The 21,384-nt window shown below is 66.3% G+C and carries 24 protein-coding genes; 11 read left to right on the top strand and 13 right to left on the bottom strand.

Translation table 11 applies throughout. The annotated features are described in order from the left end of the window. From leuS to holA, 3 genes are read left to right on the top strand one after another with little or no spacing between them, the layout of a single operon-like run. Positions 1–2,520 carry a leucine--tRNA ligase gene (gene leuS, locus GRI59_RS04155; protein ID WP_160759915.1) on the top strand — a complete coding sequence of 840 codons (2,520 nt, stop codon included), beginning with the start codon at positions 1–3 and terminating at the stop codon, positions 2,518–2,520. Further along, positions 2,520–3,020 (top strand): LPS assembly lipoprotein LptE, encoded by a 501-nt coding sequence (gene lptE, locus GRI59_RS04150; RefSeq protein ID WP_160759914.1) that lies wholly within the window; start codon positions 2,520–2,522, stop codon positions 3,018–3,020. Before leuS ends, lptE begins: the two co-directional genes overlap by 1 nt. Continuing rightward, a complete protein-coding gene (gene holA, locus GRI59_RS04145) occupies positions 3,017–4,081 on the top strand; it encodes a DNA polymerase III subunit delta (protein WP_183363513.1) in 1,065 nt (354 codons plus the stop codon). The genes lptE and holA overlap by 4 nt, the downstream gene beginning before the upstream one ends. A 50-nt stretch (positions 4,082–4,131) precedes the next feature. Here the strand turns inward: holA and GRI59_RS04140 are convergent, their stop codons facing one another. Genes GRI59_RS04140 through GRI59_RS04130 form a run of 3 tightly spaced genes read right to left on the bottom strand, consistent with a single transcriptional unit; the run spans position 4,132 to position 6,023 of the window. Further along, complete coding sequence (locus GRI59_RS04140; RefSeq protein WP_160759913.1) at positions 4,132–4,710, bottom strand: LptA/OstA family protein; 579 nt, start codon at positions 4,708–4,710, stop codon at positions 4,132–4,134. Continuing rightward, a complete protein-coding gene (gene lptC / locus GRI59_RS04135) occupies positions 4,710–5,378 on the bottom strand; it encodes an LPS export ABC transporter periplasmic protein LptC (protein WP_160759912.1) in 669 nt (222 codons plus the stop codon). The genes GRI59_RS04140 and lptC overlap by 1 nt, the downstream gene beginning before the upstream one ends. Positions 5,379–5,402: 24 nt before the next feature. Then, positions 5,403–6,023, bottom strand: a complete 621-nt coding sequence (locus tag GRI59_RS04130; RefSeq protein WP_160759911.1) for a ribonuclease D — start codon at positions 6,021–6,023, stop codon at positions 5,403–5,405. An 80-nt stretch (positions 6,024–6,103) separates the two neighbouring features. Between GRI59_RS04130 and ung the strand changes: the two genes are divergently transcribed. Together ung and GRI59_RS04120 are read left to right on the top strand one after the other, a co-directional pair. Continuing rightward, on the top strand, positions 6,104–6,790 hold the full coding sequence (ung, locus tag GRI59_RS04125) for a uracil-DNA glycosylase (protein WP_160759910.1): 687 nt from the start codon (positions 6,104–6,106) through the stop codon (positions 6,788–6,790). Further along, positions 6,790–7,575 (top strand): enoyl-CoA hydratase, encoded by a 786-nt coding sequence (locus GRI59_RS04120; RefSeq protein WP_160759909.1) that lies wholly within the window; start codon positions 6,790–6,792, stop codon positions 7,573–7,575. Before ung ends, GRI59_RS04120 begins: the two co-directional genes overlap by 1 nt. A gap of 177 nt (positions 7,576–7,752) precedes the next feature. Here the strand turns inward: GRI59_RS04120 and purD are convergent, their stop codons facing one another. Next, positions 7,753–9,045 (bottom strand): phosphoribosylamine--glycine ligase, encoded by a 1,293-nt coding sequence (gene purD / locus GRI59_RS04115; protein WP_160759908.1) that lies wholly within the window; start codon positions 9,043–9,045, stop codon positions 7,753–7,755. Between purD and xseA the strand changes: the two genes are divergently transcribed. The 3 genes from xseA (at position 9,044) to GRI59_RS04100 (ending at position 11,855) form a co-directional block, all read left to right on the top strand. Further along, positions 9,044–10,516 carry an exodeoxyribonuclease VII large subunit gene (xseA, locus tag GRI59_RS04110; protein WP_160759907.1) on the top strand — a complete coding sequence of 491 codons (1,473 nt, stop codon included), beginning with the start codon at positions 9,044–9,046 and terminating at the stop codon, positions 10,514–10,516. The genes purD and xseA overlap by 2 nt on opposite strands. A gap of 24 nt (positions 10,517–10,540) precedes the next feature. Beyond that, positions 10,541–10,744, top strand: a complete 204-nt coding sequence (locus GRI59_RS04105; protein ID WP_160759906.1) for a DUF2093 domain-containing protein — start codon at positions 10,541–10,543, stop codon at positions 10,742–10,744. 157 nt (positions 10,745–10,901) lie between these two features. Next, positions 10,902–11,855, top strand: a complete 954-nt coding sequence (locus GRI59_RS04100) for an esterase-like activity of phytase family protein (RefSeq protein WP_160759905.1) — start codon at positions 10,902–10,904, stop codon at positions 11,853–11,855. Positions 11,856–11,889: 34 nt separating this feature from the next. Here GRI59_RS04100 and rpmB read toward each other — a convergent pair whose 3' ends face one another. Continuing rightward, positions 11,890–12,177, bottom strand: coding sequence for a 50S ribosomal protein L28 (gene rpmB, locus GRI59_RS04095; protein WP_160759904.1), 288 nt, complete (start codon positions 12,175–12,177; stop codon positions 11,890–11,892). A 254-nt stretch (positions 12,178–12,431) separates the two neighbouring features. Here rpmB and GRI59_RS04090 point away from each other — a divergent pair, with 254 nt between their 5' ends. From GRI59_RS04090 to GRI59_RS04080, 3 genes are all read left to right on the top strand, one after another. Then, on the top strand, positions 12,432–12,674 hold the full coding sequence (locus tag GRI59_RS04090) for a hypothetical protein (RefSeq protein WP_160759903.1): 243 nt from the start codon (positions 12,432–12,434) through the stop codon (positions 12,672–12,674). 51 nt (positions 12,675–12,725) lie between these two features. Next, complete coding sequence (locus GRI59_RS04085) at positions 12,726–13,154, top strand: nucleoside deaminase (protein WP_160760408.1); 429 nt, start codon at positions 12,726–12,728, stop codon at positions 13,152–13,154. A gap of 165 nt (positions 13,155–13,319) precedes the next feature. Then, the gene (locus GRI59_RS04080) at positions 13,320–13,952 is read left to right on the top strand and encodes a class I SAM-dependent methyltransferase (RefSeq protein ID WP_160759902.1); all 633 of its coding nucleotides are present in this window, start codon (positions 13,320–13,322) and stop codon (positions 13,950–13,952) included. 10 nt (positions 13,953–13,962) lie between these two features. On the opposite strand, the gene GRI59_RS04075 is transcribed toward GRI59_RS04080, so the two are convergent. The 8 genes from GRI59_RS04075 to GRI59_RS04040 all read right to left on the bottom strand — a co-directional run bounded on the left by GRI59_RS04075 (position 13,963) and on the right by GRI59_RS04040 (position 21,346). Beyond that, complete coding sequence (locus tag GRI59_RS04075) at positions 13,963–14,691, bottom strand: ribonuclease T2 family protein (RefSeq protein ID WP_237440657.1); 729 nt, start codon at positions 14,689–14,691, stop codon at positions 13,963–13,965. Next, the gene (locus GRI59_RS04070; RefSeq protein WP_160759901.1) at positions 14,651–15,097 is read right to left on the bottom strand and encodes a hypothetical protein; all 447 of its coding nucleotides are present in this window, start codon (positions 15,095–15,097) and stop codon (positions 14,651–14,653) included. Before GRI59_RS04070 ends, GRI59_RS04075 begins: the two co-directional genes overlap by 41 nt. Then, the gene (gene nadC, locus GRI59_RS04065) at positions 15,094–15,969 is read right to left on the bottom strand and encodes a carboxylating nicotinate-nucleotide diphosphorylase (protein WP_160759900.1); all 876 of its coding nucleotides are present in this window, start codon (positions 15,967–15,969) and stop codon (positions 15,094–15,096) included. Before nadC ends, GRI59_RS04070 begins: the two co-directional genes overlap by 4 nt. 134 nt (positions 15,970–16,103) lie before the next feature. Then, positions 16,104–16,910 (bottom strand): LytR/AlgR family response regulator transcription factor, encoded by an 807-nt coding sequence (locus tag GRI59_RS04060; protein WP_160759899.1) that lies wholly within the window; start codon positions 16,908–16,910, stop codon positions 16,104–16,106. Continuing rightward, complete coding sequence (locus GRI59_RS04055) at positions 16,907–18,121, bottom strand: sensor histidine kinase (RefSeq protein WP_160759898.1); 1,215 nt, start codon at positions 18,119–18,121, stop codon at positions 16,907–16,909. Before GRI59_RS04055 ends, GRI59_RS04060 begins: the two co-directional genes overlap by 4 nt. Positions 18,122–18,207: 86 nt before the next feature. Next, complete coding sequence (locus GRI59_RS04050; protein WP_160759897.1) at positions 18,208–19,212, bottom strand: M48 family metalloprotease; 1,005 nt, start codon at positions 19,210–19,212, stop codon at positions 18,208–18,210. Beyond that, positions 19,212–19,940, bottom strand: coding sequence for a DsbA family protein (locus GRI59_RS04045; protein WP_160759896.1), 729 nt, complete (start codon positions 19,938–19,940; stop codon positions 19,212–19,214). The genes GRI59_RS04050 and GRI59_RS04045 overlap by 1 nt, the downstream gene beginning before the upstream one ends. 41 nt (positions 19,941–19,981) lie before the next feature. Further along, a complete protein-coding gene (locus GRI59_RS04040; protein WP_160759895.1) occupies positions 19,982–21,346 on the bottom strand; it encodes a M48 family metalloprotease in 1,365 nt (454 codons plus the stop codon). Positions 21,347–21,384 lie beyond the last annotated feature (38 nt).

Here is a 21,384-nt window from a genome sequence, read left to right as displayed (position 1 = left end):
ATGACCGATACCCGTTTCGACCCTGCCGTCGCCGATGAACGCTGGCAGCGTGCCTGGACAGACGCGGGGACGTTCACCGCCGATTCGAACAGCCCGAAGCCCAAGAGCTACATCCTTGAGATGTTCCCCTATCCTTCGGGGCGCATCCACATGGGCCATGTGCGCAACTACACGATGGGCGACGTGATGGCGCGCTACCAGAAGATGCGCGGGTTCGAGGTGCTGCACCCGATGGGCTGGGACGCCTTCGGGATGCCCGCCGAGAACGCCGCGATGGAAAAGGGCGTCCATCCGGGCGGCTGGACGCGCCAGAACATCGCGCAGATGAAGGCGCAGTTGCAGCGCATCGGCTTTGCGCTGGACTGGACCCGCGAATTCGCCACCTGCGATCCCGAATATTACGGCCACGAACAGGCGCTGTTCGCTGACCTGTACGAAGCGGGCCTCGTCTACCGCAAGGAATCGACCGTCAACTGGGACCCGGTCGACATGACCGTGCTCGCCAATGAGCAGGTGATCGACGGCAAGGGCTGGCGCTCCGGCGCCGAGGTCGAGAAGCGCAAGCTCAACCAGTGGTTCCTCAAGATCACCGACTTTGCCGATGATCTGCTGGAGGGCCTCGGCAAGCTGGAGGACTGGCCCGAGAAGGTTCGCCTCATGCAGGAGAACTGGATCGGCAAGTCACAGGGGCTGGAGTTCAGCTTCGACCTGTCAGACGGCGGTAAGCTGGCGGTTTACTCTACCCGCCCCGACACGATCTTCGGCGCGAGCTTCTGCGCGATTGCTGCCGATCACCCGATTGCGCAGGGCTTGGCCAGCGATCCTGAGGTCGCCGCCTTCATCGACCAGTGCAAGAAGGGCGCGACCACGGCCGCAGCGCTCGAAACAGCGGAAAAGCTGGGGTATCGTACCCCGATCACCGCGAAGCATCCGTTCACGGGTGAGGTCCTGCCGGTCTTCATCGCCAATTTCGTGCTGATGGAATACGGCACCGGCGCGGTGATGGGCGTGCCCGGCCACGACCAGCGCGACTTCGAATTCGCCACCAAGTACGAGCTGCCGATCCTGCGCGTCGTCGCCGCCGATCCGGCGCGTGCGGACGAGCCCTTCAAGGGCGAGGCCGAGGCGGGTGACGGGGTGGTCGTCAATTCCGATTTCCTCAACGGCATGAGTGTCGAGGACGCCAAGCAGGCCGTCATCACCCGCGCCGAAAGCGGCGGCTGGGGCGAGGGTCGCACCGTGTGGCGTCTGCGCGACTGGGGCGTCAGCCGCCAGCGCTATTGGGGCACGCCGATCCCCTTCATCCATTGCGACACCTGCGGCGTGGTGCCGGTGCCCAAGGACCAGCTGCCCGTCACCCTGCCCGAGGATGTCAGCTTCGACATCCCCGGCAACCCGCTCGAACGCCACCCGACGTGGAAGCACGTCGACTGCCCCAAATGCGGCGCAGCGGCGCGGCGGGAGACCGATACGCTCGACACCTTCGTCGACAGCTCGTGGTATTTCCTGCGCTTCGCCAGCCAGCCTGCCGACCGTCCGTTCGACCCCGAAGAGGTCGCCAAGTGGATGCCGGTGCAGCACTATATCGGCGGCATCGAGCACGCGATTTTGCACCTACTCTACGCGCGGTTCTGGACGCGTGCGCTCGCCCACATCGGCAAGATCACCGTGCAGGAGCCGTTTGCCGCGCTGTTCACGCAAGGCATGGTGACGCACGAGACCTATAGCCGCATCGATGAGGCGCGCGGTGTGCCGGTGTTCTTCGGCCCCGAAGAAGTGGACCGCACTTCCGACGGCGCAACGCTGCTTGCCGACAAGGCTCCGGTAGACGTCGGCCGCGTCATCAAGATGTCGAAGTCGAAGAAGAACGTCGTCGACCCAGACAACATCATCGCGCGCCACGGCGCGGATGCGGTGCGGTGGTTTATGCTGTCGGACTCGCCGCCCGAACGCGATCTGCCGTGGTCGGATGCTGGCATCGAAGGCTGTGCGCGGTTTGTGCAGCGCTTGTGGCGGCTTTATGCAGCCTATGACGCGGGCGCGATCGGCGAGGACAAGAGCCTCGATCGCAAGACCCACCAGACCATCGCCGCCGTCGCCAGCGACATCGAGGCGCTCGGCTTCAACAAGGCCGTGGCGCGCATCTACGAGCTGACCGGCGCCGTCGAAAAGGCCGCGCCTTCCGCGAGCCGCTCGGCTGCGATCCGCACGCTGGTGCATCTCGCCGCCCCCATGATGCCGCACCTTGCCGAAGAGGCGTGGACGACAATCGGGGAAGGCCTGATCGCCGACGCGCCGTGGCCCGCAGTCGACCCCGCGCTGCTGGTCGATGACGAGGTCACCATCGCGATCCAGCACATGGGCAAGCTGCGCGACACCGTCACTGCGCCCAAGGGAGCATCGAAGGACACGCTTGAGGCATTGGCGCTCGCCTCGGCGAACCTGCGACGCTCGGTCGATGGCGCGGCGATCCGCAAGATCATTGTGGTGCCCGACCGATTGGTGAATATCGTCACCTGATGCGCATTGTCTTCGCCCTGCTGGCCCTCTTGGCCCTTTCCGCCTGCGGCCTGTCGCCGATGTATGCGGGCGGGACCAATGCGGTTGCCGCGCAGGGCATTGCCGCGGTGGACATCCCCGCGATTCAGGGGCGCGGCGGGTGGCTGATCAAGAATGCGCTCGATGCGCGGCTTGGCATGGCCGGGCAGGTGACGCCGCAATACCGGCTCGACGTCCGGCTCGACGATTCGCTCGAAGCGCTGGGCGTGCTCAACGATGACACGATCAGCCGCGAACGCCGGATCCTGCGCGCGCGGTATCAGCTGGTCGAGCTGGCGACGGGCTCGGTGTTGCTCGATGCCACCGCAGGTTCGGACGCGGGGATCGATGTGGTGTCCAGCGAATATGCCACCATCGCCGCCGAGCAGAAGGCGCTGGAAAACCTCGCGCTCGAAGTCGCTGACCGGATGGCGACGCAGATCGCCGTCACGCTGCGCAGTCGCGCCGCTGCGGGCCAGTGAAGGCCAAGAACAGCGACTTCGCCCGCGGCCTGCCGCAAGGCGCGCTCGCCGCCCGCATCTTCTTTTTCTGCGGCCCGGATGAAGCCGGGGCCACCGCAGCCGCCAACCGCTTGGCCGCCGCCTTCCCCGATGCGGGTGAGCGGGTGGAACTGGCGGGCGCAGACCTCAAACGCGATCCTGCACTGCTGGGCGACGAAGCGCGCTCGACCTCGCTGTTCGGCGGAGCGCGCCATATCTGGGTGCGCGCCACCGGCGATGATGCCTATGACGCGCTCCAATTCCTGATCGAGACCGCCGATTCCGGCGCAGGCGAGGCGGCGCCGGTGATCGTCGTCGCAACCTCCGCCACCGATAAGTCGCGCACTGCCAAACTGCTGGAAAAGCGGCACGATGCGCTGGTGGCGATGTTCCATCCGCCCGACCTGAAGGACGTAGCACAGGCGGTGCGCGACATGGCGGGCGCGGCGGGGCTGAAACTCGGCGGCGATCTGGCCGACCGGATCGCGCGCGGCGCGGGGCTCGATGTGCGATTGGCGCAGTCCGAGGTCACCAAGCTGGCGCTCTATTGCGATGCCGATCCGCAAGCCCCCCGTTCCGCCACGCCCGAAGATCACGCTGCGATTGGTGCAGCGACCGAAGAGGACGGGTTCGCGCCGCTGGTCAACGCGGTGTTGGGCGGAGAGCTCGGCAAGATCGCGGCGGAGATCAAGCGGATGCGCGAGCTGGGCCTGAACCCGGTCGGCGTGGCGCTGGCGCTGGAGCGGCGGGCGGCGCAGCTGGCGCAGATTGCCGCCTACCTCGGCCTGCGCGGCAATTTCGACCAGATCGACAAGGGCGCGGAAATGCGGCTCGGCATCTTCTTCAAGGAGAAGCGCGATATCGGCAATCAGTTCAAGCGCTGGACCCTGCCTGCCGCGCGCGGTTCCAGTGAAACGCGGCTCGACCGGCTCATCCCGCGTCTCACGGCGCTGCACCGCAGCCTGCTTGCCAATAGCCAGTCCGCCGAGCTGCTGCTCGCACAGGAGCTGGCTGAAATCGCGCGATTTGCGGCGAAGCGGTAGCAAGCCCCCCGCGCACAGCGAGGGTGCCGAACCACGATAACGCTATCCGGTCAGTTCTTTTGCGGGACCGTGAAGCTGCCGGTGACGCGGCCTTGCCCTGCCGGTGCGCCGGGTGCCCCGATGCTGGAGCCCGAGGCGGTGCCGTCAACCGTCGATAGCCCGCTGGCGAGGTCGATCACCAGGCGCCCGCCATTCAGGGTATCGGTCCCACGGCGCAGGCGGACATTGCCCGCCATGGTGATGATCCGGCGGTTGAAATCATAAATCGCATTGTCGCCGCTCGCGCGTTCATCGCCGCGGGTGATGACGACGCCGCCGGTCGCGGTGATGCGCTGGATTTCGAGGCTGCCGGCATCGGTGAAGTTCACCAGCATCCGGTCGGACTGGATACGCAGGTCCGCCTGATTGACGATCACCCCGCCGCTGAAGATCACCTGATTGGCGCGGTCATCCAGCACGAACTTGCCCGCATCATAGGTGACGGGCGCCTTGGAATCGTGGCTGGCGATGCTCTGTGCGGAAAGGCTCATCCCGCCCATCAGCGCGGCGGTCAGCGCAAAGCCGCCGATCCCCCAGATCAGGGCGAGGCGGGCAAGCGGGGTGCGGGAAGCGGGAGCATTCTGGTCCATCACGGCATCCTCAGCTGGCCGGGTATCATCGTCAGGCGCGCATTGCCTTCGAGCGTGATCGTGCGCGAGGGCAGATCGGCGCGCATCGTATCGGCGGAGAAGGTCCCGGCCGGAACCTCGCCCGAAACGCCGGCATCGCCCTGCATGGTGCGTGCCTTGAGATCGACCGAAACGCCGCGCGCGATCATGGCATAGCCATCCGACGCGGTCAGGCGGACCGGGCCGTCGACCGTCACGGTCTCGGCCTCCAGGTCATAGACGCCGCCGTCTGCGCTCAGGCGTGCAGGCCCTTCGGTCAGCAGCAACTGCGCCACCAGATCGCGCATCCGCACCAATCCTTCGACACTGGAGCGCTGCACCGCCTCACCCGCCAACAGCGAGAACGGGCGGCCCTGATTGTCGCGCCCGCGATACATCGCATTGTCGACGCTCAACCGCTCGTCAATCTGAGCGACCTTGTTGCGATCGAGCAGGAAGCTGACCTCGCCGCGCGGGGATAGGGGCGTGATGATCATCAGCGCCGCGACCACGCCCACGCCCATCGGCAGCGCCCGTGCGAGGAACCGCACCAGCCGGTCATGCGAGCCGCCGGGCGCAGCGAACGTCTGCCGCCGGCTGCGGAGCGCGCGCGCTGCGGATGTTTCGATGCTGGTTTCGGCGGGGGCCATGACGGGGGTGTGCCTCGGGCGTCCTTACATGTGGCTGAAGATGTCGCTTTCGGCCCAGCCGGCGATATCGAGCAGCGCCCGCGTCGGCAGGAAATCGAAGCAGGCCTGCGCAATCGCGGTGCGCCCCTCGCGTTCGAGCCGCACGGTGAGCTCATCACGCAGCCGGTGGAGATAGCGCACGTCCGACGCGGCGTAATCGCGCTGCGCATCGGACAGTACCGGCCCGCCCCAGTCGGAGCTTTGCTGCTGCTTGGAGATATTCTCGCCCAGCAGTTCTTCGACCAGGTTCTTGAGGCCGTGGCGATCGGTGTAGGTGCGCACCAGTTTGCTGGCGATCTTGGTGCAGAACACCGGCCCGGCCATCACGCCGAGATAATGGTGCACGGCGGCGAGATCGAAGCGGCCGAAGTGGTAGATCTTCACCCGCGACGGATCGCCCAGCACGGCCTTCAGGTTCGGCGCGTCATAGCGGCTGCCGGGATTGAAGCGTACGAGATGCTCGTTCCCCGTGCCGTCGGAAATCTGCACCACGCACAGCCGATCACGCGGGGTGATGAGGCCCATCGTCTCGGTATCGACCGCAAGATCGGTGGTGCCGGTCAGCACGCCAGCGGGGAGGTCTTCTTCATGAAAATGCACTGCCATGCCGCTCGCCCTACGCCGATTGGGGAAAGAGGGGAAGGGGCGAGTGGCGCGCGGCGATGGGGCGTGTAGGTTTGCCTGCTATGGCGACAGAAACCATCCCCGAAACGTGGCGCCCGGCGCTGGAGCCGGTGCTGAGCACTCCCGAGGCGCGCAAGCTGGGCGGGTGGCTGAAGGCGGAGGAAGCCGCAGGCAAGCAGGTCTATCCGCCGCGCGGCACCCGGCTCGCGGCGCTGGCGCTGACCCCGCTGCCCAAGGTGCGCTGCGTGATCCTGGGGCAGGATCCCTATCACGGGCTGGGGCAGGCGCATGGGCTGGCGTTCTCGGTGCAGGCGGGCGTCCGCGTGCCGCCGTCGCTGGTGAACATTTACAAGGAGTTGGAGGCGGACCTCGGCCTGCCCCGCGCGCAGAACGGCGATCTGACACCGTGGGCGCGGCAGGGCGTGCTGCTGCTCAACAACACCCTGACGGTCGAGGCCGGGCTGGCGGGCAGCCATGCGGGGCGCGGGTGGGATGCGGTGACGGATGCCTGCGTGGCGGCGGTGGCGGAGCGAGAGGAGCCGGTGGTCTTCATCCTGTGGGGCAGCCATGCGAAGAAGAAGGCGAGCCGGGTGCCGGCACTGGCGCGCGCCTCCCATCATCTGATAGTCGCCTCAGCCCACCCCAGCCCGCTATCGGCGCATAACGGCTTCTTCGGCTCGCGGCCCTTCAGCAAGACCAATGCGTTTCTGGAAGAACACGGGCGCGGGACGATTGATTGGAGGATTTGATGGCTGACGATGTGATCCTGCTCGACGTGGTCGATGGCGTCGCCACCGTGACCCTCAACCGCCCGCAAGCGATGAACGCGCTGAACCGCGTGCTGCGGGCGCGGTTGGCCGAAGTGATGCGCGCGGTTGATGCGGATGACAATGTCCGCGCGGTGATCCTGACCGGTGCGGGGGAGCGGGCGTTCACAGCGGGGCTCGATCTCAAGGAACTTGGCAGCGAGGCCGGCGCGCTCGGCAGTGCCAATGCGACCGATCCGGCCGACAATCCGGTCAAGGCGATTGAGCTTTGCCGCAAGCCCGTGATCGGCGCGATCAATGGGGTGGCGATCACCGGCGGCTTCGAAGTCGCGCTCGCCTGCGATGTGCTGGTCGCGAGCACCAACGCCCGCTTCGCCGATACCCACGCGCGGGTCGGGATCGTGCCGGGCTGGGGGCTATCGCAGAAACTCTCGCGCATGATCGGCATCAGCCGCGCCAAGGAATTGGCCTTCACCGGCAACTTCCTCGACGCCGCGACGGCGCAGGCATGGGGGCTGGTGAACCATGTGGTCGAACCTGACGCGCTGCTCCCGCTGGCGCGCAAGCTGGCGGGCGATATGGCCGGGATCGATCCGGGGTTCCTCGCCAACTACAAGCGGCTGATCGACGATGGCTATGCGCACAGCTTTGGCGAAGGGCTGGCGCTGGAGGCGGAACGGTCCAGCGCCGCCAACTCAGCCGTCGCCCCCGAAGAAGTCGAAGCCCGCCGCGCCGCCGTGCAGGAACGGGGAAGAGGGCAGGGCTAGCGGCGGCGTTCGGGCATCCGTCCTGGCGTGCGAATGACTGGAAGTGGGCGGATTTTTGCCCTTTCCATCATCCCAGCGGTTGCGGAGATGGCGACTCTGGGGTCGCTTCCCGAATGGCAGCTTACTTTCGAACACGCGGCACAGCGGCCGTCGTTTTCTGTCTGGCTCTGATGACGCTCAATTCTGGTGCGCGCGCTCGCCTGCGGCTTCCCGCGCGACCTCCCGCCAGCCAATATCACGGCGGCAGAAGCCGGTGGGGAAGTCGATCTGGTCGACTGCGGCGTAGGCGCGGGCCTGCGCCTCGGTCACGCTCAGCGCCATGGCGGTGACGTTGAGCACGCGCCCGCCGCTTGCCACCAGCGCGCCGTCCTTCAGCGCGGTGCCTGCGTGGAACACCTTTGCTCCGCCAGGCTCCACGCCCGAAAGATCAATCCGACCGCCTTTTTCCGGCGTGCCGGGATAGCCTTTGGCCGCCATCACCACGGTTAGGGCGGTTTCGGGGCGCAGCTGCACCTCCACTCCGCCCAACTCGCCCTTGGCGCAGGCGAGCATGATTTCCGCCAGATCGCTTTCCAGACGCATCATCAGCACTTGGCATTCAGGGTCGCCGAAGCGGGCGTTGTATTCGATCAGCTTCGGCCCCTCGGCGGTCAGCATCAGGCCCGCGAACAGCACGCCGGAATAGGGGTTCCCGTCTGCGCGCATGGTGCGCACGGTCGGCTCGATGATCTCGGCCATGACGCGGGCCTGCAATTCCGGCGTCAGCACCGGGGCGGGGGAATAGGCACCCATGCCGCCGGTGTTCGGCCCCACATCGCCATCGCCCACGCGCTTGTGGTCCTGCGCAGAGCCGAAGGGGACAATCGCCGTGCCATCTGTGAGCGCGAAGAAGCTGGCTTCCTCGCCGTGCATGAACTCCTCGATCACGACTTCCGCGCCTGCCGCACCGAACCCGCCGCCGAACATGTCGGCGAGCGCCGCTTCGGCCTCGGGCAGGGTCTCGGCGATCACCACGCCCTTGCCCGCGGCCAGCCCATCGGCCTTGAGCACATAGGGCGGCTGGAACCGGGCGAGCGCGGCGCGGGCATCGGCAAGGCTGGCGGTGCGCACGTAACCGGCGGTGGGGATGCCCGCGCGGGCGCACAGGTCCTTGGTGAAGCCCTTGGAGCCTTCCAATTGTGCCGCCGCCTGCGAGGGGCCGAACACCGGCACGCCTGCCGCCCGCAGCGAATCCGATAGCCCGTCCACCAGCGGCGCCTCGGGGCCGACGACCACGAGGTCGATGGCCTTGTCAGCGCAAAACGCGATCACCGCAGCGTGGTCCGTCACGTCCAGGGCGACGCATTCCGCCTCCTCGGCAATGCCCGGATTTCCGGGGGCGGCGTAGAGCTTTGTGAGGCTCGGGGATTGCGCCAGCTTCCATGCCAGCGCATGTTCGCGGCCTCCCGAACCCAGAAGCAGGATATTCATGGCCCCTCCGCCGACAAGTGATGATGCCGGGCTGGTAGCGCGCGCGCCGGAGGGGGACAATGCGCAGCCTCTTACCATCAGCGAAATATCCGCGCTGCTGAAGCGCACGGTCGAGGATCGCTTCGGCTTTGTGCGGCTGCGCGGGGAATTGTCGGGGGTGAAGCGCGCGGCGTCGGGGCACTTCTACTGCGCGCTGAAGGATGAAGGCGCGGTGATCGACGGGGTGATGTGGAAGGGCAATGCCGCGCGCATGAACTTCCGCGCCGAAGATGGGCTGGAGGTGATCGCGACCGGCAAGCTCACCACCTATCCGGGGCGCTCCAAGTACCAGATCGTGATCGATTCGCTGGAGCTGGCGGGTGAGGGCGCGCTGCTGGCACTGCTGGAGAAGACACGCGCTCGGCTGGCCGCGGAAGGCTTGTTCGACACGGGCCGCAAGCGCGCCTTGCCCTATTTGCCGCAGGTGATCGGTGTGGTGACCTCGCCCACTGGCGCGGTGATTCGCGATATTCTCCACCGCTTGGCGGATCGCTTTCCTTCGCATGTCCTCGTCTGGCCGGTGCTGGTGCAGGGGCAGGGCGCGGCGGACCAGGTGGCTGCCGCTGTACGTGGGTTCTCGGCGCTCCAGCCCGGCGGCCCGGTGCCACGCCCCGATGTGGTGATCGTGGCCCGCGGGGGCGGGTCGATCGAGGACTTGTGGAGCTTCAACGAGGAAGTGGTGGTCCGCGCCATCGCCGAATGCTCTATCCCGGTGATCTCGGCGGTGGGGCATGAGACCGACACCACGCTCGCCGATTACGCCGCCGACCGCCGCGCGCCCACGCCCACGGCGGCTGCCGAAATGGCGGTGCCGGTGCGCGCTGACCTCGCCCTGACCCTCGCCGATTTCGCCGCCCGGCAGCGGCGCGCGGTGTATCGCCCGGTGGAGCTGGGGCGCGAGCGGCTCGCGGCGCGGGTGCGGATGATGCCGCGGCCCGAGAACCTGCTGCAACCGCAAGCCCAGCGGCTCGACGACCTGGCCGAACGGCTGCGGCGCGCCTTGGGCGACCGTTCGGCGCGCGGGCGTGAGCGGCTGGCAGGCGTGGCGGCGCGGCTGTCACCCAGCCTGCTGTCCCGTTCCGCTGCCGAGGCGCAGCGCCGGCTTGACCGCGCGCGTCTCAGCCCCTCCCTGATCGAGCGGCCCTTGCGCCAAGGCACCGACCGGCTCGCCGCGCTCACCCGCGTGATGAGCCAGCTCCACCCCGAAAAGCCGCTGGAACGCGGCTATGCGATCGTCCGAGATGCTGGCGGCAAGGCGCTCACCTCCCGCGCCGAGGCTGCGGGCGAGGCTGCGCTGACGCTGCAATTTCGCGATGGGACCCTGGCGGCATTGCCCGCCGGACACGCACCCGCTGCACCCCCGCCCCCCGCTGTCCCGCCGCGCAAACGCGCTGCGCCAAGCTCGGCCACCCAAGATGATTTGTTCAGTTAGCCGCGCGGTGCTATGGTTGGCGCCATGCTGATGACCCCGTCCGACAAGGCCGCCAAACTCTATTACGGCCCTTCCAGTTTCCGCGTGCTGCGCCCGGGGAGCCATGTGCTCTGCGCCGTCACCGGTGAAGCTATCCCCCTGCCCGAGCTGCGCTATTGGAGCGCCGAGCGGCAGGAGGCCTATGCGTCCTGCGAAATCGCCACGCGCCGGCTGCTCGGCGTCGAGTGATCTTCGCGCACCGGACAACCCACTACCCCAAGGCCCGCGCCTGACTTACACTCCCTCTGTAGTTGACCGGGCTCACGCGAAGCCCAGAGCGCGCACGCGGGCGGGGCGGCTTGCGCTGCTGGCACTGGTCGCGATCGGGTTGGTCCCCGGCACCATCGTGCAGACCACGATCGGTCAGCGCAGCGATGCCGCCGACATCACCGTCACTCCGCTGGATGCGCGCGCGGGTGTTTCAGGCGATCTCACTCTGACCGGGGCGTGGGAGCTGACCGCCGGGCATGGCTGGTTCGGCGGCTTTTCGGCGCTGGTCGCCGATGGCAAGCGCGGGCTGATTGCGGGGACCGACCGGGGCTTCCTGCTCGACCTCGATCTGTCAGGCGATTCGCCGCACGCGGTGTCGGGCAGCTTCCGCTTTGTCGGGATAAACGACGGCGGGCGCAAAGAGGTCGTCGATCTCGAATCGCTCGCCCTTGATCCTGCCACGCAAACGCTGTGGGCGGGGTTCGAAAACGACAATCTCATCATGCGCCTCGCCGCCGATGGCACAAGCGAGACCCGCGCCCCGCGTGAAATGGCGCGGTGGAGCCAGAACAGCGGCCCCGAAACGATGGAGCGGCTCGCCGATGGGCGGTTTCTGATCATCGCCGAAGGGCCGGAGCGCGGCAGCGACACGCTGCACAAGGCGCTGCTCTATCCGGCCGATCCGATTGCGACGGGCAAGCCGACCGCGTTCCACTTTGCGGCGCCGCGCGATTATGACCCGGTCGATGCGACCCAACTGCCCGATGGGCGGATGCTGATTTTGCTGCGGCGTGTCGCCTATGCCCTGCCCGCGCGCTTCGATACCGCCATCGCCATCGCCGATCCGCGGACAATCCGCGCCGGTGAGCCGTGGAAGGCGCGAATCATCCAGCGGCTGACGGGCGGCGTCTTCGCCGACAATTTCGAAGGCCTGGCCTATGTCCCGTCTGCATCTGATCCGGCGCGGGGCAGCCTGTGGCTGATGGCCGACGACAATTTCTCAGTCTTCCAGCGCAACATATTGGTGAGATTTGAGTGGGACGCGTCAGCCGCAGACAACGAAAAAGCGCCCGGAACCCCGAGCGCTTGATCGATTAGCTGCTATCCCGAAGGACAGCGCCGTCTTAGGCGGCGGCCTGAGCCTTCACCAGCTCACGCTTCACCTTCAGCGCGCTGGTCGAAAGCTTTTCGTCGCTGGTCTTGAGCAGCCAGTTATCGAGCCCGCCATTGTGCTCCACCGAGCGCAGACCGTGGGTCGACACGCGGAACTTGAAGCTCCGGTCGAGCTTTTCGCTCATCAGCGTCACGTTCTGCAGGTTGGGCAGAAACACGCGCTTGGTCTTGTTGTTGGCGTGGCTGACATTGTTGCCAGTCATGCGGCCCTTGCCGGTCAGTTCGCAGATGCGAGCCATGATGTGTCTCTTCTCGTAAAAATCGGGCCTAAGCACGGGCCTATCTAAGGAAAGCGGCGCGCATAACGGGCGAGGGGCGAATCGTCAAGCAAGTTGCGCGCGTCGGGCCAGTCACAAACAGCTCGTCGCATTCCCGCCGCCTATTCGCACAAGTCTAACGCATGTGATGGCCGGATCGGCCCGTCCGGCGTGCTGATGCGCCAGACCTGAACCGGGCACCGCCCGCCGTTTCAGGCTGACAGGAGAACACCAGCATGAAACGTATCCTCATCGCAAGCCTCTTCACCCCCTTGGCAATCGGGCTCGCCGCGTGCGATGTCGACCAGACCAAGGAAGGCGAAATGCCCGAGGTCGAAGTCAAGGAAGGCCAGTTGCCGGAATATGACGTCGAAACTGCCGATGTCGAAGTCGGCACCAAGGAAACGACGGTCGAGGTTCCGGATGTCAAGATCACCATGCCCGACGCCAAGGGCACGCCGGCTACCGGCGACGAGTAACCCCATCCGGCAGGGGCGCGGGGCGTGAGCGATGCGGGGTTCCGCAGCTTCATGCCTCGCGCCCTTGCGCTTGCCCGCGCTGCGGCGGACATGGGCGAAGTGCCGATCGGCGCGGTGATCGTGAAGGACGGTGAAGTGATCGCCGAGGCGCATAACAGCCCCCGAACCGACCACGATCCCACAGCCCACGCCGAAATCCTCGCCATCCGCCGCGCCGCGCAGGCGCTGGGCGATGAACGGCTGACCGGCTGCGAGTTGTGGGTCACGCTGGAACCCTGCGCGATGTGCGCCGGCGCGATTGCCCATGCGCGTATCCAGCGGCTCTATTACGCGGCAAGCGATCCCAAAGGCGGCGCGGTCGAACATGGTGCGCGGGTGTTCGAACAGGAGCAATGCTTGCACCGCCCCGAAGTCTATAGCGGCATCGGCGAGGCTGAGGCGGCGGACATCCTCCGGGAGTTTTTCAAAAAGCGGCGCTGAGGCGCCAGTTTTGCGTGCGAATTTCGTCGCAAACGCGCCACGGGTTGGCCGACCATCAGCGGGTCATAAGCCAATTCCTTGCAAACTTGCGACGAATTTGCGACGGGCAGTGGGGTTCAGGATGGTCCTCATGCCCGGGGGCGAGGCAAGGGATACTGATCGATAATGGCCGGTTACGAAGTTACGCAGACCCGCAGGCTGACCCGCTGGAAGCAGAAGTTTCGCAGTTTTCTGGGGCCATGGGGGGTGTTCTTTCAAGGCTTTATCGAACACCCGGTGATGGTCGGCTCGATCATCCCGTCCTCAGGCTACACGATCCGGAAGATGCTTGCGCCCGTCGATTGGGAGCGCTGCCAATTGTTCGTGGAATATGGCCCCGGCGTCGGCACCTTCTGCCGCCCGGTGCTGGATCAGTTGCGCCGCGATGGCACGCTGCTGGTGATCGACACCAACAAGCTGTTCATCGACTATCTCAACCGCACCATCACCGACAGCCGCTTCATCGCGGTGCATGGCTCGGCCGAAGATGTGGAAGCGATCATCCGTGCGCATGGTCATGAGCACGCGGATTACATCCTATCGGGCCTGCCGTTCTCCACCTTGCCCGAAGGCCTCGGCCCGCGCATCGCTGCCGCCACCGAGCGCGCGATCCGTCCGGGCGGCGCATTCCTCACCTACCAGTTCAGCAAGGCGGCGCATAACCTCACCGCCCAGCATTTCGACCGGGTCGATAGTGGGTTCGAGCTGCTCAACATCCTCCCCTGCCGCCTCGCCTGGGGCTGGAAGGACGCGGAATAGGCTCGGGTGACTACAGCCCCCGCCAGATCTTGGCGGGTGCGGCGTCCTTGGCGCCCCAGCGTGACGGCGTGCAGCGCGCGGGGCGGAAGGTCTTGGAATAGCACAGCCTGATTTCCTCAAGCCAACCGCGCTCGTTCAGTTTCACCCCGATCGCCTCTTCGCGCCAGCCGGGATTGGCATCGGCAAAGGCAGCGCGGATGCGGCCTGCCGTCAGCCCGTCCTCGCGGCTAATGCGGTCGTAATCGGGCAGGCGCAGGCCCGAGCGCAGGACGCGGATGATCTTGAGGTAATTGGCCGGACGCTTGACCATGCAGGCGCCGTGCTTGGCCCATTGGCGCGCGATCAGGCGTTCGGATGGCATCAGGCACATATTGCCGCGCACCTCAGCGGGGGTGAGCGCGTTTTTGGCCTCGCACCATTGCGGCCAGCTTTGTCCGCCTTCCGGCCACAGCCCGTGCACCACCAGACCGAAGCGCCCGTTGGTGCCCGCGCATTGCACGGCATGGCTGCGATCATCGGCGCGGGGCTTGCAGAACTCCGGGCTCCAGCTCAATGCCATGGTGTAGCCGGTGATCGGCATCACGCGGCGCGGGCCATCGGGCGTGACTTTGGGGACGCTGGTGACCTGCGGCGCACGGCACTGATAGGCCTGCGCACTCGCGGCGGCGGGGAGAGCCAGCGCGAGTGCGGCGAGGAGGCTATTCGAACACCGCAGGGTCGACCCCTCCCTTGTCCGCAAACCAGCGGTTGCTGCCGGAGGTGAAAAGCATCGCGATGGCCGTCAGCGCGAGCAGGAGCGACACCAACCACAACGGTTGCAGCCGCGCGACCATCGCCAGCATCGGTAGGGACATCAGCAGACCCGCCAGTTTCGCGAGCGCCATGATCGCCACCATCCAGCGGGCGAAACGCACCGCCGAAAGCCAAACCATCGCAATCGGGATCAGCGCGATCGTGAGCCACGCGCTGTGCCAGACGATCAGCAGGTCGCGCGACCAGCCGATCTCGGGAACGGCCCTTTGATAGGTCGCCAACTGGAATTCTATCCGCGACAGCCCGTCAATGCATGACACCACCGCAGCAGCGAAAAACAGGACCGCGAACAGCGTGATGCTGCGCGGACGGCGCCGTGAGAGCGCAATCATAGCGGATTGAAATCCAGCCCGATATCAGCCGCTGGCGCGCTTTGCGTGAGGCGCCCGACCGAGATGTAATCGACCCCGCTCGCCGCCTTGGCCGCGATGGTATCGAGGTTCACGCCGCCGCTCGCCTCAGTCGGCACCCGGCCTGCGACCATCGCCACAGCTTCCGCGAGGGTGGCGGGGTCCATATTGTCGAGCAGCAGATGGCTCGCGCCTGCGGCCAACGCGGGTTCGATCTGGTCGAGATTGTCCACCTCGCAGATGATCTTGACGACCCCGGCGTCCCGCGCGCGCCGCACCGCTTCGCCGACGCTGCCTGCGACCGCGACGTGGTTGTCCTTGATCATCGCCGCGTCCCACAGCCCCATCCGGTGGTTCTGCGCGCCGCCCTGGCGGGTGGCGTATTTTTCGAGGAAGCGCAGACCGGGGATGGTCTTGCGCGTATCGAGCAGCGTGCAGGCGGGGTTGCCTCCCGGGCCGCGCATCGCGGTTACATAGGCCTGCGTCAGCGTGGCGATGCCGGAGAGGTGCTGGACGATGTTCAAGGCGCTGCGCTCTGCCGTCAGCAGCGCGCGGGCTTTGCCTTCGATCCGCATGAGATCGGTGCCGGCGGGCACCTTGTCGCCATCATGCGCCAAGGCTTCGATGGTGCATTCGGGATCAAGCTGCCGGAAGAACGCCTCGGCCAGCGGCAGGCCTGCGACGACAATGGCATCGCGGCTGTCCATCACCCCGGTGAAGCGCGCCTCGGCCGGGATCACATTTTCGGAGGTCACATCGCGCCCGCCGCCGGGGAGGCCTTCACCCAAGTCCTCCGCCAGCGTTTCGCGGATGAACTTGGCGAGGTCGAAGCCGGGGAGGGTGAAGGTGGTCATGCCTTCCCTTTAACCGTTTGGCCCGCGCCAAGTCGATAGCCTTACCCCCCGCCCCGGGCTTGACCCGGGGCCCAGCTATCTGGCGAGGGGAGAAGGCAGCGGGGCCCCGGGTCAAGCCCGGGGCGGGGTGGAGATTAGTGGACGAACCTTGCCACCACATCGCGATAGCTGCGGCTCACCTTCACCTCCGCGCCGCTTTCCAGCACCAGGAAGCATTCGCCGTTGGTGTGGGGCTTTACCTGCCGCACCAGATCGAGGTTGACGATGGTCGAACGATGCACGCGCTGGAATTTGCGCGGATCAAGGCGGCGCTCCAAATCCTTCATCGTCTCGCGCAGCACCAGCGAATTGTCGCCGGTCGAGATGATCATGTAATCGCCCGCAGCCTCGACATGCTCGATGGTATCGACTTCGACGCGGAAGATCTGGCCGCGGTCCTTGACGTTGATCAGCTTTTCGAAGCGGTCGGCGCTTTCGGCCGCCGGGGCAGTGGTCTCGACGAAGTCCGCCGCGCGGTCCGGCGCGATTTCCGCCAGCACGTCGAGCAGATTGCCGGCATCCTCAGCCGACTTCTTCTCAGCCAGGCGCTGGCGCACGCGTTCGATGGTGTCGGCGAGCTTCTGTTCGTCGACCGGCTTCATCAGGTAGTTGACGGCGTTGGCCTCGAACGCGCGGATCGCGTGTTCTTCATAGGCGGTGACGAAGACGAACAGGGGGGGTTCGATCTCCATCACGCCCTTCACGACGGAAAAGCCGTCAAAGCCAGGCATCTGGATGTCGAGGAAGACCAGATCGGGCTTCTCGGTCTTGATCTTGCGGATCGCTTCGCGCCCGTTGGCGCAGGTGTCGATGATCTCAACATCCTCGAACGGCGCAAGGCGCAGCTGGAGGCCCTGGATCGCGAGCTTTTCGTCATCGACGAGGATGGTTCTGATGGTCATGCGGGGGTTCCGATAGTTCGTTGGGGGGGATTGAGGGGGATGATGTTGTCTCCCCCGGCCACGGCAGAGGGGGCTGCCGGAACGGGTTCGGGGACATCAGCCCGGGTGAAAGGGATTTCGATCAGCACGGTAAAGCCGCCCCCAGCTTCCGAACGGGTTTCAAACAGGTGTGTGTCGCCATAGGCCTGGGCCAGCCGATTGCGGATATTGGCAAGGCCGACCCCGGTGGAAACCGGACGGCCCGGCACAGGCGTCCCGGACGGATCGCCCGCCATGAAGCGCTGCATGTCTTCGATACCCGGCCCGGTATCCTCGACGGTGAGGCGCAGCCGATCGCCGATCACCCGCGCGGTGAGCGAGATGCGCGCACCTTCCTCCTGCGGGCTAACGGCATATTTGATCGCGTTTTCGACCAAGGGTTGCAGCAGCATCGCCGGCAGTTGCGCAGCGAGCGCGGCATCCTCGATCTCGAAATGGGTGCGCAGGCGTTCTTCGAACCGCATCCGCTCAATATCGAGATAGAGCTGCAAGGTCTCGACCTCCTGCGCCAGCGTCACCTGACTTCCGGGCTCGGCAATCAGCGTGTGGCGCAGGAAGCCTGACAGGCGGGTGAGCATCGCATTGGCGGGCTCGGTCTGCTTCAGCAGCACCAGCGTGCTGATCGAATTCAGCGTGTTGAACAGGAAATGCGGGTTCAGCTGATAACGCAGCATGGCCAGCTGCGCCGCGGTCGCCTGCGCTTCCAGCCGCTCCAGCCGGTCGGCCTGCTGTTCCACCGTCAGGAAGAAGTTGATCGCGTAATAGAGCGCGCTCCACCCACCGAGCAGGGTCAGCGGCAGATAGAGCAGCCCGATCAACCGCTGGGCAAAGGTCGTCTCGCGGCTGGCGGCGTAATAGACCCCCTGCACCCAGGCATCGATCGAAGCGTGCAGCACCACCGCAAAGAACAGCACCACGGCGGTCAGCCCCCAGGTCACGAGCGGGGTCTGGTGGATCAACTTGCGGTAGATCACCGACAGGATCAGGCTGATCGAAAAGCCGGTGATGGTGGTAACAAGGATCAGCGCCAGCAAATCGAGCGGCTGCTCGTTCGCGAGGGCCGAGACTGCGCGCAACAGGAAAGCCGCGCCCCAGCCTGCCAACTGGAGGTTCCAGAACGCCCGGTTCTTGCTGGCGAAGAACGGCGCCGCCTGGATCTGGAGCACTGCCATAGACAGGCAGTCCTAACTCATTTCGTCGCAAACCACACGGCTAATCGGTCGCATCATCGCGGGGCCGCCACGGCTCGGCGCAAGGATTACCGCTTCGGGCGGGAGATGAGCCCGCCTGCCGGGTCGATCTCGCGGCGGAAATGGGTGGCCCAGTCGGCCTTGCCTTGACCCGCCATCAGGGACTGCACCAGTGGAACTTCAGCGGCCATGGCTTCGGCCCGTTCGTCCCAGCCTTCGTGATGGCGCCGCATCCTGAGCCCCGCGTCATGGGTCGAACCCCAGCGGGTCATGAAGGTGACCGCGGCCTGCGGATCATAGCCCGCATTGGCCAGCAGCCACGGCACCAGCCGGTCGGCTTCCCGCTCGACCCGGCGCACGTGCTTGGCCTTGCGTCCGTTGCGCTCAAGCCAGGCATTATGGCCGAGCACATTATGCGCCAGCTCATGCGCGACCAGCGCGGCGAATAGCGGCTCTTCCGCATAGCTGAAGGCGGGAAAACCGATCCCGATCACAACCCGCGCGCCATCGGCGACCGCCCGCTTGCCATCGCCCATCAGTTCGAACCGAGTGGCGCAGACCTCGACCGGCTGGACCGGCGCCTCCGCACCATCCGCAAAGGCAATCGCGATGCCGCCGTGTTCGGTCAGCATCGCTTCGATGTGTTCATGCGCGCGCACCAACCGCTGCCATTCCATCGCCGCGCCGGCAGGCCACGCGTTGGGGTCGAACCGCTCGAGCGCGATGACCTCACGGTTACGGGTGAACGCCCCCGACAGCGCGGCGGGCGATCCGCGCGCGGCGGTCTGCACCGCGAAGTCGCGTTCCAGCCCCAGCGCGGCGCGGGCGATAGCAGGCACGCCGTAGCTCGCCATATCCTGCAATTGCAGACCGATGCTCGGCACGACACGCGGGCAAAACGCGGCATTCGTGCGGGCGAGGTGCCAGCCCACATCCTGCAAGCGCTGGTCGGCGTCCTGATAGCGCCCAATCGCCGCCCGTTCGGCCGCGTAGTCGATCACCGGCGGCGCCTCCTGCGGCTGCGACGCCAGCGGGGCGGCCAGAATCAGTGCGGCGAGCGCAATGGCGCGCATCAACGCGCCTCGGTCGAAGCGGCGAGCGCGGCCTTGAGCTTTTCGTAGCCGACCGCCCCGCCAAACGGGGTCTTGCCCGCGATCCATGCCGGCGTGCCGGTGAAGCCCAGCGAGCGGGCGAAATCGAGGTTGCGGGCGATCTCGGTCGAGACGGCATCGGACGCCGCATCACGCTCGGCCCGCGTTATGTCGAGCCCGGCTGCCTTTGCCGCAGCCGTGACATCGCCGGTCGCGAACATGGCATCGTGGAACGCGCGGTACTTGCCCTGCAATCCGGCCGCCAGCGCCATGCGCGAGGCGACATCGCTGCCTTCGAAGATCGGCCATTCGCGGATCACGACCTTCAGGTTCGGGTCTTCGGCAATCAGCCGGTTCACGTCCTTGAGGCTGGCCTCGCAATAGGGGCAGTTATAATCGGTGAACTCGACCAGCACGGTCTTGCCGTTGGGATTGCCGAGCACCACGCCCGGGAAGGGCTCGCGCACTTCGCCGCCCATCTGCGCCAGCCGCTTGGCCGCTTCCTGCTCCTCGTAAGCCTGCGCCATCTGCGGCAGCAGGTCAGGGTTGGTGAGCAGGAAGGTGCGGGTGCGGTTGTCCGCAAGCCCGGAATAAGACCACGCCGCCGCGCCCAGAAAGCCGAAGACCAGCGCCAGCAACGCGGTCAGCAAGGTCGCGGTCAGCGTGCGGGGCGCGTCTGCGGGGGTGGAGGCAGGCGGTTGGGAGGACATTCGCGAGGGTTCCGTCGGTCAGCGGGTGAATGCGCGTCAGCCTAGCGCCGGTCGCGCAGCCGTTCCAGTTCAGCGCGCGCTTCCAGGGCAACATCCTGTGCGCGGATCCAGTCGGGCGAGCCATAGGGCAGGCTCGCCTCAGCGGCTTGGGCGTTCATCAAAGCCTGCGGGTAGAGCCGGTTCATCACCTGCTGCTCCGCGCTTGCCAGCCGTGCGCGCGGAATATCGCCGCGCGCTTCATAGACCACGCCCAGCTGATACCATGCGAAGGGATTGTAGCGATCCTTCTGCACCGAAGCGCGCAGCACCTGTTCGGCCTCGGGGAAATTGGCCTTGTTCTCGGTCGCGATCAGGGCGTGGCCGAGCATCCCGGCGATCAGCGGGTGCGAGCGGGTCAGCTCGGTCGCGCGGCGCAGGGGAGCCAAGGCGTCCATCGGCCGCCCGGATTCGAGCAGAACCTGCCCTTTCAACTCAAGGAACCACGGATTGTCGGGTTCTACCGCCAGCAGCGCGTCAGCCTCGGCCAGCGCCATGTCGACCCGCGCTTCCTTGTGATAGGCATAGGCGCGGGCATAGCGCGCCGGGATGCTGGTATCGCGCGGGGGATAGGCGTTGAGCGTGCGCTGCGGTTCTGCAAGGTAGCCGAACAGCTTGGCCTTGGCCCGCACGAAGCGTTCTTGCAGCGCCAGATCGGGCGGCGCATCCCACGCCGGGTCCTTTTCCAGCAACCCGCGCAGCACCTGGATACGGTCGCCCGAGAGCGGGTGGGTGCGGGCATAGGCGGCTTCGTCTGCCTGACTGTAGCCAGCGCGAATTTCATTGCCGCGCAGCCGCTCGAAGAACTTGATCATCCCCTTGCCGGTGATGCCCGCGCCCGAAAGGTAACGCGCGCCGGCCAGATCGGTCGAAGCTTCCTGATCGCGGTTAAAGGAAAGGAAGCTCCCCATTGCGGCCTGTTGCCCAGCGGCGATGATGCCCATCGCGCCTTCGCCAGCCCCGGCCAGCGCCGCGCCGACGCCAAGCAGCAGCGACAGGATCGAGATATTGGTCGCCCGCTTGGTGCGCTCATCAAACCGGACCACATGACCGGCCGTAATGTGCCCCAGCTCGTGCGCGAGCACGCCTTGCACTTCGTTGGCGGTTTCGGCCTCGTTGATCAGGCCCGAGTGGACGTAGATCGCCTGCCCGCCCGCCACGAAAGCGTTGATCGACCCGTCATTGATCAGGACCAGCTCAACATTGCCGGGTTCAAGCTCGCTCGCCTCGACCAGCGGGGCGACCATGTCCTTCAGGAGTTCCTCGGTCTCGGCATCGCGCAGGATCGACTGCGCGGCGACCGGCTGGACAGCAACAATCGCGCTCGCCAGCAGGGCAAGCAGGACGGCGAGAGGTTGGGGGCGACGCATTACGCCGACCCTACTGCGTTTCAGCCTGAACTCAAACT

The sequence above is a fragment of the Erythrobacter ramosus genome (assembly GCF_009828055.1).
GTDB lineage: Bacteria > Pseudomonadota > Alphaproteobacteria > Sphingomonadales > Sphingomonadaceae > Erythrobacter > Erythrobacter ramosus.
This window is presented reverse-complemented; position numbering and strand designations above follow the sequence as displayed.

What these genes read in the sequence shown, in the direction of transcription:
- GRI59_RS04050 (WP_160759897.1), bottom strand. Translation starts at nt 19,212, where the DNA reads ATGCGCGCCATTGCGCTCGCCGCACTGATTCTGGCCGCCCCGCTGGCG.
- GRI59_RS04045 (WP_160759896.1), bottom strand. Translation starts at nt 19,940, where the DNA reads ATGTCCTCCCAACCGCCTGCCTCCACCCCCGCAGACGCGCCCCGCACG.
- nadC (WP_160759900.1), bottom strand. Translation starts at nt 15,969, where the DNA reads ATGACCACCTTCACCCTCCCCGGCTTCGACCTCGCCAAGTTCATCCGC.
- GRI59_RS04105 (WP_160759906.1), top strand. Translation starts at nt 10,541, where the DNA reads ATGCTGATGACCCCGTCCGACAAGGCCGCCAAACTCTATTACGGCCCT.
- GRI59_RS04090 (WP_160759903.1), top strand. Translation starts at nt 12,432, where the DNA reads ATGAAACGTATCCTCATCGCAAGCCTCTTCACCCCCTTGGCAATCGGG.
- GRI59_RS04070 (WP_160759901.1), bottom strand. Translation starts at nt 15,097, where the DNA reads ATGATTGCGCTCTCACGGCGCCGTCCGCGCAGCATCACGCTGTTCGCG.
- GRI59_RS04080 (WP_160759902.1), top strand. Translation starts at nt 13,320, where the DNA reads ATGGCCGGTTACGAAGTTACGCAGACCCGCAGGCTGACCCGCTGGAAG.
- ung (WP_160759910.1), top strand. Translation starts at nt 6,104, where the DNA reads ATGGCGACAGAAACCATCCCCGAAACGTGGCGCCCGGCGCTGGAGCCG.
- GRI59_RS04040 (WP_160759895.1), bottom strand. Translation starts at nt 21,346, where the DNA reads ATGCGTCGCCCCCAACCTCTCGCCGTCCTGCTTGCCCTGCTGGCGAGC.
- GRI59_RS04140 (WP_160759913.1), bottom strand. Translation starts at nt 4,710, where the DNA reads ATGGACCAGAATGCTCCCGCTTCCCGCACCCCGCTTGCCCGCCTCGCC.
- purD (WP_160759908.1), bottom strand. Translation starts at nt 9,045, where the DNA reads ATGAATATCCTGCTTCTGGGTTCGGGAGGCCGCGAACATGCGCTGGCA.
- lptC (WP_160759912.1), bottom strand. Translation starts at nt 5,378, where the DNA reads ATGGCCCCCGCCGAAACCAGCATCGAAACATCCGCAGCGCGCGCGCTC.
- GRI59_RS04085 (WP_160760408.1), top strand. Translation starts at nt 12,726, where the DNA reads ATGCCTCGCGCCCTTGCGCTTGCCCGCGCTGCGGCGGACATGGGCGAA.
- leuS (WP_160759915.1), top strand. Translation starts at nt 1, where the DNA reads ATGACCGATACCCGTTTCGACCCTGCCGTCGCCGATGAACGCTGGCAG.
- lptE (WP_160759914.1), top strand. Translation starts at nt 2,520, where the DNA reads ATGCGCATTGTCTTCGCCCTGCTGGCCCTCTTGGCCCTTTCCGCCTGC.
- GRI59_RS04055 (WP_160759898.1), bottom strand. Translation starts at nt 18,121, where the DNA reads ATGGCAGTGCTCCAGATCCAGGCGGCGCCGTTCTTCGCCAGCAAGAAC.
- xseA (WP_160759907.1), top strand. Translation starts at nt 9,044, where the DNA reads ATGGCCCCTCCGCCGACAAGTGATGATGCCGGGCTGGTAGCGCGCGCG.
- rpmB (WP_160759904.1), bottom strand. Translation starts at nt 12,177, where the DNA reads ATGGCTCGCATCTGCGAACTGACCGGCAAGGGCCGCATGACTGGCAAC.
- GRI59_RS04130 (WP_160759911.1), bottom strand. Translation starts at nt 6,023, where the DNA reads ATGGCAGTGCATTTTCATGAAGAAGACCTCCCCGCTGGCGTGCTGACC.
- GRI59_RS04120 (WP_160759909.1), top strand. Translation starts at nt 6,790, where the DNA reads ATGGCTGACGATGTGATCCTGCTCGACGTGGTCGATGGCGTCGCCACC.
- GRI59_RS04060 (WP_160759899.1), bottom strand. Translation starts at nt 16,910, where the DNA reads ATGACCATCAGAACCATCCTCGTCGATGACGAAAAGCTCGCGATCCAG.